Origin of the sequence: Rhizobium sp. 768_B6_N1_8, from assembly GCF_051811225.1 — a bacterium.
Taxonomy (GTDB): domain Bacteria; phylum Pseudomonadota; class Alphaproteobacteria; order Rhizobiales; family Rhizobiaceae; genus Rhizobium.
This window is the reverse complement of the sequence record NZ_JBPWPV010000002.1, coordinates 1,953,789-1,966,179: the sequence shown is the minus strand read 5'-3', so window position 1 is coordinate 1,966,179 and position 12,391 is coordinate 1,953,789. Positions and strand designations below refer to the sequence as shown.

Annotated in this window: 12 protein-coding genes and 1 pseudogene; 3 read left to right on the top strand and 10 right to left on the bottom strand. The window is 58.2% G+C overall.

Annotated features, from left to right (window positions below):
* Positions 1-2: 2 nt before the first annotated feature.
* Entirely contained in the window at positions 3-320 is a 318-nt protein-coding gene (locus AB8B33_RS33330) for a hypothetical protein (protein ID WP_439018647.1), read from the bottom strand.
* Between the two features lie 386 nt (positions 321-706).
* On the opposite strand from AB8B33_RS33330, the gene AB8B33_RS33325 reads away from it, so the two are divergent.
* Positions 707-1,630, top strand: coding sequence for an NAD(P)H-binding protein (locus AB8B33_RS33325; RefSeq protein ID WP_439018646.1), 924 nt, complete (start codon positions 707-709; stop codon positions 1,628-1,630).
* Between the two features lie 50 nt (positions 1,631-1,680).
* Here the strand turns inward: AB8B33_RS33325 and AB8B33_RS33320 are convergent, their stop codons facing one another.
* The gene (locus AB8B33_RS33320; RefSeq protein ID WP_439018645.1) at positions 1,681-2,193 is read right to left on the bottom strand and encodes a dihydrofolate reductase family protein; all 513 of its coding nucleotides are present in this window, start codon (positions 2,191-2,193) and stop codon (positions 1,681-1,683) included.
* 11 nt (positions 2,194-2,204) lie between these two features.
* On the opposite strand from AB8B33_RS33320, the pseudogene AB8B33_RS33315 reads away from it, so the two are divergent.
* A pseudogene (locus AB8B33_RS33315) lies at positions 2,205-2,551 on the top strand (SDR family NAD(P)-dependent oxidoreductase); the annotation flags it as partial.
* Between the two features lie 139 nt (positions 2,552-2,690).
* Positions 2,691-3,785 carry a nucleotidyltransferase family protein gene (locus AB8B33_RS33310; RefSeq protein WP_439018909.1) on the top strand — a complete coding sequence of 365 codons (1,095 nt, stop codon included), beginning with the start codon at positions 2,691-2,693 and terminating at the stop codon, positions 3,783-3,785.
* 288 nt (positions 3,786-4,073) lie between these two features.
* On the opposite strand, the gene AB8B33_RS33305 is transcribed toward AB8B33_RS33310, so the two are convergent.
* The 8 genes from AB8B33_RS33305 to AB8B33_RS33270 form a co-directional block, all read right to left on the bottom strand.
* Entirely contained in the window at positions 4,074-5,255 is a 1,182-nt protein-coding gene (locus tag AB8B33_RS33305; protein ID WP_439018644.1) for an aromatic amino acid transaminase, read from the bottom strand.
* A 61-nt stretch (positions 5,256-5,316) separates the two neighbouring features.
* Positions 5,317-6,099 (bottom strand): ABC transporter ATP-binding protein, encoded by a 783-nt coding sequence (locus tag AB8B33_RS33300; RefSeq protein WP_439018643.1) that lies wholly within the window; start codon positions 6,097-6,099, stop codon positions 5,317-5,319.
* Between the two features lies 1 nt (position 6,100).
* Positions 6,101-6,961: an ABC transporter permease gene (locus AB8B33_RS33295; protein WP_439018642.1), complete on the bottom strand. Its 861-nt coding sequence runs from the start codon at positions 6,959-6,961 to the stop codon at positions 6,101-6,103.
* A 24-nt stretch (positions 6,962-6,985) separates the two neighbouring features.
* Positions 6,986-8,002 (bottom strand): ABC transporter substrate-binding protein, encoded by a 1,017-nt coding sequence (locus AB8B33_RS33290; RefSeq protein WP_439018641.1) that lies wholly within the window; start codon positions 8,000-8,002, stop codon positions 6,986-6,988.
* 132 nt (positions 8,003-8,134) lie between these two features.
* On the bottom strand, positions 8,135-9,280 hold the full coding sequence (locus tag AB8B33_RS33285; RefSeq protein ID WP_439018640.1) for an alpha-hydroxy acid oxidase: 1,146 nt from the start codon (positions 9,278-9,280) through the stop codon (positions 8,135-8,137).
* Between the two features lie 3 nt (positions 9,281-9,283).
* Entirely contained in the window at positions 9,284-10,573 is a 1,290-nt protein-coding gene (locus tag AB8B33_RS33280) for a hypothetical protein (protein WP_439018639.1), read from the bottom strand.
* A 35-nt stretch (positions 10,574-10,608) separates the two neighbouring features.
* Positions 10,609-11,340 carry a histidine utilization repressor gene (gene hutC / locus AB8B33_RS33275; protein WP_439018638.1) on the bottom strand — a complete coding sequence of 244 codons (732 nt, stop codon included), beginning with the start codon at positions 11,338-11,340 and terminating at the stop codon, positions 10,609-10,611.
* 36 nt (positions 11,341-11,376) lie between these two features.
* Entirely contained in the window at positions 11,377-12,390 is a 1,014-nt protein-coding gene (locus AB8B33_RS33270; protein WP_439018637.1) for a zinc-dependent alcohol dehydrogenase, read from the bottom strand.
* Position 12,391: the final 1 nt, after the last annotated feature.

The window sequence follows — 12,391 nt, the reverse complement described above, 5'->3', positions numbered from 1 at the left end:
CTTCAAGTCCGGTTTTGGGCCATATCGAATTCAAAGCCGTAGGTGCCCACAACCTCGACTTCATTGGCTGACGGCCGCCCCTGAATTCGCTCACCGGCATCCTTTTGAAACGCGCGAAATGCCTGAAGGTCTGAGAGGCTTGGCCCGCCCTCATTTTGTTCAACGATGTGGACGAAACGTCCTTCTCCGTGGCGCAGGACCATGTAGCGAAGTCCACTCGGCGCCATTATCCGCAATTCTTCGAATACGGCGCGGATCAGCCGGGTGTTTTCGTGGGTATACTCCGGTTTTGTGCTGTACGTGACGTGCATCGGCTTCATATCGCTCTCCTATGGCAGCGGACCGGTCACATGACCCTGCACCGCTGGCTGCAGTCGTTGCGTCTGCTCCTTCCATTAAGACGATCCACGCCGGCGAAAGGATTCGCTGCACTTTCAGATTGTGCCGAGATGGGAGGGTCTGCGTTGGCGTGTCAACTCAGCGCGATAGCGAGCCGCTGGTCCTGATGACAGCGAGGTTGGTGAGCTACCGCCTGTCGCCCGCCTGCTATTGTGTGCGCCGCTGTGTAAAGCACGGCCGGGCCCGGCATGAAAAGCGATTGAGGAACCGGATCCTTTGTGAGGTCCGCAACGTCATAGTCAGCGTACGGCATAAGCACGCCGCAACACAGCCGCGAAGGCGTCTTCGCTACTAACGGAGAATTCCAATGACGAACCTAAAGCGCCACTATTTAGTTACCTGTGCAACTGGCAATGTCGGCCGCCGAGCTGCCAGCGAGCTCTTGAAACGAGGCCATGATGTGAGGGTCTTCGCCAGGAACCGGGAGCGCCTGCAAGCCTTGATCGATATTGGCGCTACAGCAGTTGTCGGCGACATGCATGATCTGGGAGCGGTGAGGGCGGCCTTCCAAGATATCGATGCCGCTCTGCTCATTTGCAAAGGTAGCATGAACGCTCGAGACTACCGGCGAGACTTTTTCCTTGCGGGGGAAAATTACGCGATCGCCGCCGGCGAGACCGGACTAAGATCTGCTGTTTTTGTCAGTTCACTCGGTGCGCATGACGACCGTTATCGAGGCCTCGTTCTAATTCACGGAGATGTCGAGCAGCGGCTGAACGCCGTGCCTGGCCTCAACCTCCTTAATTTGCGCTCGCCAATGTTTTTTGAAGACCTCTTCTATTTTCTGCCAACAATGACGACAGTTGGGGCGTTCACGTGGCCTATCGCACCGGACTCTTTGATTGATATGGGCGGGACGGCCGACGTCGCCGATGTAGCGGTAGAGCGGCTTGTGGCGCTCGATTTTGAAGGCAAGCAAGTAGTGGAACTTCACGGTCAGCCAGGTCTCACTACCACCAAGATCGCAGACATCATTTCTGGCGCTATTGGTCGTCCCTTTCCGGTCGCACCGTCGTCCAGTGAGGACGATGTGGCAAGAATGATGGAAGCAGGAATTGGTCGAGACTTCTCGATCTTGATGAACGAAGCATGGGAGACGTTCAGCCACGGACCGGTTCGCGAAAGTGGGCGGCCAGGATCTCGCGTCCTGCCGCAATCGATCGATAGTTTCATCGAAAACGTGATTGCACCAGCCATCCTTGCCGCACCTAGAGCGGTCGCAGCCGAATAGCCTTCCTAGCAGCGGGAATCTTCGCAGATACCCGCTGCTAGGGCTCAACGCTAAGCAGCTGATCGGTACGTCACTACTACGACCCCGGTCGGCAATGTCTCGCACGAGACCAACCTCATGTCTTTTCTGAAACGAAGAGAGCCCAGGCCTTCCCCCGTGCCGGCTAGGACAGGGTTGATCGCGATGCGCACCTCATCAAGGAGATCCGCGCCAAATAGTGCCCGCGCCAACTGCCCAAATCCGAAAACCGTTAGATCACCGGCGCCAACCGCCTTCAACTCTCTGGTGGCCGTGATCGCGTCGCCCTTGACGACTGAAGCATTTTGCCAGGAGAGCCTCGGCAAGGTTGATGAAAATACATACTTCGGGATCTCGTTAATTCGGTCAGCAAATAGACCGGTTCGCAAAGGCCATACCGCGGACAGCGCCTCATATGTGAGCCGGTCTATGAGCATCGCATCGCTAATCATAAGCCGTTTCAGCGCGTCTCGTTGCGCATCGCCATCGAAGTTTTTCATACCCCATTCACCAGGTGCTTTTGTGACACCGTCAATCGAGGTCATCAGAACCTCCTGCGGCGACGCTTGACGTGACAAACGAAGAGTAAGCGCTCGACGCAGTTCGACAGATCGTCGAGCGTTTCGGCTCAAGTGACGTCCTACTGAATTCGGTCTTCTCGAAGCCGTCGAGGAGGCGACCGCCGAAGAGCTCGAACATCTCTATCGGACAAACTTGTTCGGTCTGCTGACCGTGACGCGAGCGGTGCTGCCACAGATGTGGGCGCAGCGGTCAGGACGCATCTTCAATATCTCGTCTATCGGCGGTTGCCGCGCTGATGGGGGATCCGCCGTCTATTGCTCGACGAAGTTCGCCGTCGAAAGGCTGTCGGAGGCGCTCCACGCAGAACTGGCACCCCTCGGTAATTCTTCCATCACAAAAACTAATGGAGACCGCTGGTTCGATTCCGTTCAAGGCGATAGGGCTAGCATCCTATCTTGCGGCCTATTCTCTCGACCGTTATACTGTTTTTGAAAAACGGTATAACGCCGGAGCCAAGCCTATGAAGCCCATCGACCTCATGTATCAGACGATGCTCGCCGAGCTAGGTCAGCGCTCGCTCGACGCCGCTTGGACGGCCGATTTCCCTCCGGAAGGTCGGTTCACCCCGGCGAACATCAAAGGGCGCAAGTACTGGTACTTCGACATCCCAGATGGACATGGTGGCACGAAACGTCGTTACGTCGGTTCTGCTGATGATCCGGATATCGCGCAGCGCGTAGCTGATCATAAGCGGGACAAGGACGATCTACGCGCTCGCAGGCGCTTGGTAAATACCCTCACCCGCGAAGGCGGGATGATTGCCCCTGACGCCATGTCGGGCGACATCGTCGAGGCTCTTGCCGATGGCGGTCTTTTCCGGCTCCGGGGTGTTCTCATCGGCACGGTAGCCTTTCAGTGCTATTCGGGACTGCTGGGGGTCCGGCTTCCCATGGCTGCAATCCTGACGGGCGATGCGGACATCGCCCAGGACTATGCCATCAGTCGGGAGGTTGAAGACAGCCTACCCCCGATCGTTGAGCTGCTGCAGGGCGTCGACGCCAGCTTCCGGCCAGTTCCGCATCGATCGGGGTCCGCGGCCTCGTCGGCGTTTCAGAATGCGGACGGCTACCGGGTCGAATTCCTGACGTCTAACCGCGGTTCGGATGACTACATCGACCAGCCGGCGAAGATGCCCGCCCTTGGTGGCGCCAGCGCGGATCCATTACGCTTTCTCGACTTCCTCATAAGGGAACCTGTCAGGACAATGCTGCTCCACCGAAGTGGTGTCCCAGTTGTCGTCCCTGATCCGTCCCGCTATGCGGTCCACAAGCTCATCGTCGCCAGTCGCCGACACACTGACGGGCAGGGGCCGGCAAAGCAAGAGAAGGACATTCGTCAAGCTGCGTTGCTCTTTGAAGCCCTGCAGCAGACAAGGCGATCTGCTGACTTGGCGTTCGTCTACAACGAAGCATGGGAGCGCGGGCCCGCGTGGCAAGAAGGTATTCGAACCGGGGCGGGAATGCTACCGGCACAAGATGCCGAGCGGTTCAGCGCGGTCCTGATCGAGGGCGCAAAAAAAATCCGCGAAGAAATTGAACTTCCGTTTGGGGAATAGGCCGTCCTCGGCTTCGAAAGCCAAGCAGTTGATTTCATTCGAAGTGGAGGCAAATCTGGTGCCGAGAGTTCGAGTCCGCTCAAGGCGTGGGTTACGGCGCATCGCAGATGCTCGTCGTTCGACGATATCGAGAGTCCGAACTTCAAATCTACTTAAAACGATCCTCGCTTTCAGAGCTCGTTGCCACAATATCGAATGGAGTTGACGCTTCAACTTGCTGAGGTATCCGTTCTAATCGGCAGAATACGCGCCACATTTTCATCAACTGAGCTGGCAAAGGTCTTAGGCTCAGAGCACCGAAACAACAGCCTTGGCAAGGTCATCGAGCCGGTCCTCCCTGAGGCCCGCGACATTGAAGCGGGAATCACCGACCATATAGATGCCGAACTCATCTCGCAGGCGGTTGACCTGCGCTTCGGTCAGGCCGAGCCGCGAGAACATACCCCGGTGGTCGGCAATAAAGTCGAAGCGCGAGGAGTTGGACTGGCGACGGAGCGCCTCGGCAAAGCCCTTGCGCAGGTTGAGCATACGAAGCCGCATAGCTTCGAGTTCGGACTTCCAGTCGGCGCGCAGTGCATCGTCCTCGAGGATAAGGCGGACGGCGGCGGCGGCATGGTCCGGCGGCATGGAATACAGCACGCGAGTGGTAGCGAGCGCCTGACTGCCTGCGATCTTTACGCTTTCTGGGCCCTTGCCCATCAGGATGACGGCGCCGACGCGGTCGCGGTAGACCGAAAAATTCTTCGAGCAGGAGGTGGCGACAGCCATTTCCGGCACCTTGCTTGCGAGCAGGCGAACAGCGGCGGCGTCTTCCTCCAAACCGTCGCCGAAGCCCTGATAGGCAAGATCGATGAAGGGGAAAAGGTCGCGTTCGACGAGAAGATCCACGACCGGACCCCACTGCTCGATCGTCAGATTGGCGCCGGTCGGGTTGTGGCAGCAGCCATGCAGCAAGACGATGTCGCCGGCCTTCGCCTGCTTTAATCCCTTGAGCATGGCATCGACCTTCACCGTGCCGCTGGCTGGATCGAAATAGGGATAGGTCGCGGTTTTGAAACCAGCAGCCTTCAGGATCGGCACATGATTCACCCAGGTCGGGTCGCAGAGCCAGACGGTGGCGTCCGGCCGGGCCTTTACCAGCAGGTCGGCGATCGTGCGAAGCGCGCCCGAGCCGCCCGCTGTCTGGCAGGCGAACATGCGTGAGAGATCGGCCTCCTCGCCAAAGACCAGCCTCAGCATGGCCTTGTTGAAACCTTCATCGCCTGCCATGCCGACATAGGTTTTGGTCGTCTGGCTTTCATAAAGGCGCTTCTCGGCGTCACGCACTGCTCGCATGATGACGGTCGCACCCTGCGAATCCTTGTAGACGCCGACGCCGAGATCCATTTTCGTCGGCCGCTCGTCGTTCTTGTAGAGAATCGAGAGGCTGAGGATCTTGTCCGGCGGGGCGGCAGTGAGAGTTTCGAACATAGCTTTTCCTTCGAATTGAGGTCAAATGCGGAGCTGCTTCAGCCACCCCGCATTGGCTGAATCAATGCTCCAACTCACTTTGCGATCCGGCGCGGATTGCAGAAAGCACCTGCTTTTGAAGCGCAACGAATTCTGACGAGGCAATCATATCCTGGCTGCGTGGGCGGGCGAGGCCGACATGGAAGGTCGCGTTGATGCGTCCCGGATTGATGCTCATCGCCACGATACGGTCGGACAGGTAAACGGCTTCTTCGACATCATGCGTGACGAACAGCACGGTCAGCCGATGCTCTTCCCAGATCTGGGTCAGCAGTTCCTGCATCTGGTGACGGGTCAGAGCGTCCAGCGCGCCGAACGGCTCATCCATCAATAGCATTTTCGGTCGATAGGAAAGGGCACGCGCAATGGCGACCCGCTGCTTCATGCCCCCCGACAGTTGGGAGGGGAATGCATCGGCGAACTTGGTGAGCTTCACCAGTTCGATGTGGTGGCGGGCGACATCCCGGCACTCGGCCTTCGGCAACCCGGCCGCCTGCAGGGCGAATTCGACATTCTGCTGCGCGGTCAGCCACGGCAACAGCGTGTAGGATTGGAAGACAACGCCGCGATCGAGCCCAGGGCCGACGATCGGCGAACCATCCGTCAGAAGAACACCGTTGTCGAAGCCCTGAAGTCCGGCGACGATAGACAGAAGCGTGCTTTTGCCACAGCCGGAAGCACCGACCAGGGAAACGAACTCGTTGTCGGCGAGTTCCAGATCGATATTGCTGAGGGCATGAACGCGGCTCTTCCTGCCACCATACCATTTGTTCAGACCCTCGATCTTGAGTTTGGGATCGCTCATCTCAATGCCTCGAAGCGTAACGGAAGAAGACGCGCTCGAGGGCCTTCATGCTCTGGTCTGTGATCAGACCGAGCAAGCCAAGGAGCAAGATGTAACCAATGATCGTCTGCGTCTGGAAATATCGCTGAGAGACGACGATTCGATAGCCGAGGCCGGATGTCGCCGCGACAAGTTCTGCCAGCACAAGCCAGGTCCAGGCCCAGCCGAGGCTGATACGCAGTGTGTCCCAGATGCCGGGTAGGGCGGACGGCAGGACGATGCGGCGCAGGATCTTGGTTTCTGACATTCCAAGCGTGCGGCCAAGTCCGACGAAATCGGTTGGCACACGCTTGACGCTGTCCATGACCATGAGCACCTGCTGGAAGAAGGTTCCGATAAAGATGATGACGAATTTCTGAATGTCGCTTGTGCCGGCCCAAAGAATGGTGAGCGGAACGAAGGCGACAACCGGCATGTAGCGAACAAAGTCGACGAAGGGCTCGATGGCCGCTTCCCACGTCTTGAAACAGCCGATCATGATCCCGATCGGGATCGCCAGGGCCGATGCAATCAGAAAACCGACGAGCATGCGATAGATACTGATCCCCGCATCGGTCCACAGCGTGCCATCGGCCGCCAATTCCACCATCTTGGCCCATACCGCTCCGGGCGAGGGCAGGAAAATCGGTTTCACCCAACCGGTAACGGTAACAAGCCACCACACGGCGAAGAGCAGAGCAAAAACGGCAACTGCAATCATAAAAAACGACTGACCGCTGATCGGATCCCCGATCCGAAAGGCACTGGGTGGTCTACCGACACCCGCGCGCGATTGCGCGCGGGGCCTTTCCTTCGCTGTCGACGACAATTCTGAGCTAGACATTACGGTCCCGTTGGTGGCCAGAGGTCACTTGTTCGCTGCATCGACAAACGATGTGTCGATCATGCTGTCGGCGGAAACGTCCTGGGTCACGAGGCCGGCTGTTTTGGCCGCCTTCAGAACGTCGGCGAAGGTCTTGGTCTTGAAGTCACCGGCAAAGGCCTTGGCTGCTTCGGCAGAGCTATAGTATTGGACACCGTCGAAAGCCGTTTTCAGATCATCCGGGGAGGCGCCGACGGCCTTCGAGATGATGGTGCGGTCCTCGTCCGTATTGGCCTTGTAGTCGGCCAGAGCCGCATCCCAGGCCTTGATCATGGCCAGAACCTGTCCGGGCTTCTGCTTCAGCACCTCCTCGCGAACGACGAGAACGTCGGAGACTAGGCCCGGATCTTTGCCGGCTTCAAAGAGCAGCTTGATATTCTTGTCCTGGGTCAGCGCTGTTGAAATGTAGGGCTCGTAGGTGACGGCGACCGGAACACGGCCTGCAATCAGTGCCGTCCCGGCATCAGCTGCCGGCATTGGCACGCGGACGATATCGTCGATCGTCATGCCGTTGCTGGCAAGCGCGTAGTTCAACAGGATGTCGCTTGTCGTGCCTTCCTCGAAGGCGATGTTCTTTCCTTTGAGGTCAGCGACGCTCTTGATTTCGCTTCCGGCAAGGATTGCGTCCGCCTTCAGGCTGAAATCAAGCAGCGAGACGATCTTCACCGGCAAGCCGGCGGCGACCATACCCATGGCCGTGTGCGTGGCGATATTGGCAGCGTCGAGCTGACCGCTGGCAAGTGCTGCGTTGATGTCCTTGTCTTCGCTGAAGTTGACAAGCTCGACTTCCTCGAGGCCGGCTTTCTTGAACAGGTCCTTGCTCGCGGCGACGTGCCATTGACCGTAACCGAGCCACGGCTCGATGCCGATCTTGAAGGTGCCCGGCTCCGGCTTGGACGGGATTTGATCCTGGGCGTTTGCCTGCGCACTGGCAAGAACGCCGACGATCCCGAGCGCGATCGCTGCGCGGGAAAACTGCTTGCTGATGGATTTGTAGTTCATTGGGAACCCCTCTTTTGATGATTTTAACGGATCACATAGCTTGCATCTTCTTAAGTTTGACGCCCGACCATCAAGCTCTTGGCGGGCGGACATCCTGTGTGAGTACGTGTCTCCTTTCGCCGGCGTTAGCGGTTACTGTTTTAGTATGAGGTGCGAGCCACGTTCCTTGAGGTCGGCGATCGAGCCGACGCCCATCAAAGCCAAGGTAATCGAGATCTCGCGGCGCAATGTCTCGATCGCACTGTCGACGCCTGCCTGGCCGGCGGCTGCGAGACCATAGGTATAGGCTCGTCCCAACATGACGCCGTCGGCGCCCATTCCAATTGCCTTGACAATATCGCTTCCCCTTCGCACGCCCCCGTCGAGCATCAGAGAGAAATCCGGTCCGACCGCGGCCCGGATGTCCGGAAGTGCGGCGATCGTGCTCATGGCACCGTCGAGTTGGCGGCCGCCATGGTTCGAGATGACAATGCCGTCGACCCCGACCGCTTGCGCTTTCGTCGCATCCTCTGGTGAAAGAATACCCTTGATGACCAGCTTGCCTTTCCACCGGTTGCGCAGTGCCTCGATGTCCTTCCATGCGAGCCTTTTGTCGATGCGCCTGGAAAGATTGGCGGCCTGTTCGAGCGCTCCTCTCCCGAAGTCTGTGCGATGCTCCACCGCCCGAACGGAGGGCATGCCGCCGCGACCGACATCGAACAACCAGGCGGGCTTTCGGCAGAGGCTTGCGAACAGTCGTGGTGTGATACGCGTAAGAGATCGGAAGCCGTTTCGCACATCGCGTTCGCGGATGGCGGTGATGGCCGTATCGACGGTCACGTACAGCGCCTCGACACCGGCCTCGTCCGCAGCGCTCAGAAGTTCCTCGCAGAGTGCGCGGTCGTCGAGCACATAGAGCTGAAAATGCAATGCGCCGTCAATCGCTTGGCGGAGGTCTGCCAGCGACGCGATCGAGAAGGTCGAAAGGCAGAAGGGGATGCCGGCAGCGTGAGCGGCGCTGGCTGCCTTTTGTTCTCCATTCCTCGTGTAAAGGCCAAGAAAGCCGACCGGTCCCAGCATAAAGGGAAGAGGATGTCGCCGTCCGAGGTATTCGGTCGACAGATCAGGCTCGGCATAGTCGCCGAGAACGTTCTGACGCAGCCGCAAAAGCGAGAAATCGTCCCTGTTTCGACGATAGGTTTCCTCCGCAAAAGAGCCGCCGTCGATGTAATCGAAGAAGAGCTTCGGCAATCGCTTACGAGCGGCCAGCCGGAGGTCATCGATATTGACGATCGTCACAGTCTACCCCTCCGGATCTATCTTTGCGAGGAAGCCGGTTACCAGGTCCGCGCCATCATCAGGCTCCGCCCCTACCATCATCGCCACTGAAAGGCCGATCAGGGAGGATGTCGGATTGTGGCTTGTAGCACCGGCCCGCAGGTTCATGACGAGTGTCGGGCAGAGGAAAAGCCCGAGCCGGACGACCTTTCGCCAGTCAGAAGGAAGCATGCCCCGTTGCTTGAGGGCGGCAAGCAACGGCTTCCAAATCGCCTCGGCCTTCGTTTCCAGAAGTGCGGCTCGAACCGGACTTAGCGTCCAATCGAAATCGGCAAAGAGACGGCCATTCTCGTACCTTGCTGTCGCGTTGAATTTCTGTTCGGCAAGAGCCGGATCATAGAGCCAGTAGGGATGCGCGAGGATATTGTGGAAGGTCGTCTTTACCTCTGCGAGAAGCGTCGGGATGTGCTCGCCGGCAAAGGCGGGGTCAAAGAACGACAGGTTCGCGCCCCCTTGCTGCTTTTCGAACCAGACATTGGCGTTGTGGGCGTCGCCATGTGCCGTCACCCCGCCATTATCCGCCAGATGGGCAGGGTTCAGTCTTTCATGCGCGGCGTCGAACAGTTCCCCAAGCGTGTTGCGGTATTCGATGCCATTGATGACGAAGCGGGCTTTCGAGAGCCTGTCCCAGGAAAGCGTGACGCCAGGAAGTTCGAACGCCTTGCCGACGTAAAAGCTCGCCAGCCGGCCACCAGGGTAGGTTCCGTCCGGCGCAGTGACCAGCCGGTCGTAGAATAGCCGGTGGACCGGCTCTTTTGCGACTTGCTCAGGCGTGACTGGATGCAGCGTCTTCAAGTAGACGGACAGGACGGCCTCATTGAGCCGGCGCTCCGCATCCACGGCCTGACTTACCATTTGCTCATCATGAAGCTCGTCGAGCGCGCGCAGAACATCGGAAAAGCGCGGATCCGTCCTGCGCCTGTAGACAAGGATCTGTTCGCCCGGAAGGGTCGACATCATGATCGGCTGATCTACCGGCAGGCCGGCCTTGGCAAGGATATCGGCACGATAGTACTCGCCGCTCATCTCCTCCTCATTTTCCTCCTGATGGAATTTGAAGAAGTAGGGCTTTCCGTCGGCCTCGAAGAAGCCATTCAGCGAATTGAGGCTGTATTGGTCGTGGTTGATCGCCAGATCGCGTGCTTCGATCCCAAACAAATCTCGCAACAGGTCCGCAAGCATAGCCTCGGCGCCACCATCGCGTTTTTGGGCCTTCTCGCGGATGGCTGCGGTCCGACTGTTGGGCTGCCCCATGATTTCTCTCACTCCTGGAATGACACGAAGGCTGTTCATTTTTTCGGCGGTAAGTATCTGCTGCCAAGCGAATAGCGGCTGCCGACATAGGTGAAGGTATTGACCGTTGCGATCGTCTGCCCTGTCCATGTTTTTCGGTTTAGAACCAGGCAGCTGTCGCGCTCACGAATATGTAGGAGGCGTGCATGTCTCTCAGTCGCTGGGATGGCGCTGATGAGATGCTCGACTTCGGTGAGCGGCGTACTGTGCTGCAGGTAATCGTAGGTGCCGATCGACGTAAAATCCTGATCGAGATAGTTCTTCACGAGCTCTGTATTGACGTATCGCTCCTCCAGTTGAACAGGGACGCCATTCTCGTAGTGAACGACCATCGAGTGATCGACGGGGCAGAGCTTTTTGAACTCGAACGCGTCCAATAGCATTTTATCCGGCCGCTCGATCCGCTCGAGCAGGATCACCTCGGCGCGGTGTTGACTTCCACGCGCTTTGATCTCTGTGATGATATTGCTGATCTCGATGAGGGTCGACTGTGCCTTCGGAGGCGACACGAATGTTCCGACGCCCTGGACCCTTCGCAGATAGCCTTCAGCGGTCAGTTCGCGAAGCGCGCGATGGACCGTCATGCGAGAGACCCCGAGCGAAGACGTCAATTCATGCTCGGACGGGAGCTTTTCATTCTGTGGCCAATTGCCGTTTCCGATATTGTCGAGGACGAAGTCCTTGACCTTTTCGTAGAGCGGAAGCGCGGTGTTTGAAAGACCGGGCAATTTCTATCTCCGTCTCACGCCGAGGCGTGTGCTCGATCAATCGGCTATTCGAATGATCGTTTTTAGTTTGGTTGAGCGACCATCGATCAGTCGGTGATACGCATCAGGAATTTCGTCGAGTGAGCTCAGAACCTCGATGAATTGTGAAAGTGAGGACTGCAGTTTTGGCAACAGCGCGATGGCCTCGGCGAGTTCGTCTTCAAAGGCGTGGCAGCCAACGAGGGAAATCTCGCGCTCGACCAGGAGATTGGGATCCAGATCTAGCTGTCCGTGGCTGATGCCCACGAGAACGAATGCGCCGCCCCCGTCCAGAAGTTCGATGCCTTGCGCGATTGCCGTTGTGCTTCCCGTTGCATCCACCGCATAACGCAGTCGCGCGTTGCCGAGAGCAGTCCTTGCTTGCGATTTGTCCAGCGCGACCACCGATCCTCCGCAGATACCGGCCACCATCTCAGCACGGGTGCCATTCAAATCCGCAAACAACAGCTTTCCATCGTGGAGTTGTGAAAGCAGCAAACCGCAGAGACCGCCGATTGTCCCGCAACCGATGAGAATAATCGCTTCGCCTTGGGGCGGATTGAGCCGTCGTACCGCATGAAGGGCGACGGCCAAAGGTTCGGCCATGGCCGCCATTGCGGGATCAAGTGAGGGGTCGTGCTTGTAAACGAGACGGGCGGGTAGTTGGGTCTGCCCGGCAAACCCTCCGTCGCACACCTCGCCGACGAAACCGAGATGTTCGCAGATATTGGTCCGACCTGATCTGCATGCTTTACATTGGCCGCAGTAAAAGCGGGAGTCAGCTGCGACGAGGTCACCGATCGCGAGATCTTCGACGCCCTCGCCAATTGCGCAAACGCGCCCACAGAATTCATGCCCGGCCGTCGATGGACGTCTACTGATCCACTGGCCGGTTCGGTAGTTGTGAACATCCGAGCCGCAGATTCCCGCGGCGCGAACGTCGATCGTCACGTAGCCCGGGGGCGGCGACGGAGGTCTGTCGACTTCCTCGACCCTAAGATCAAACGCGTCGTAAAGCCGAACCGCCTTCATC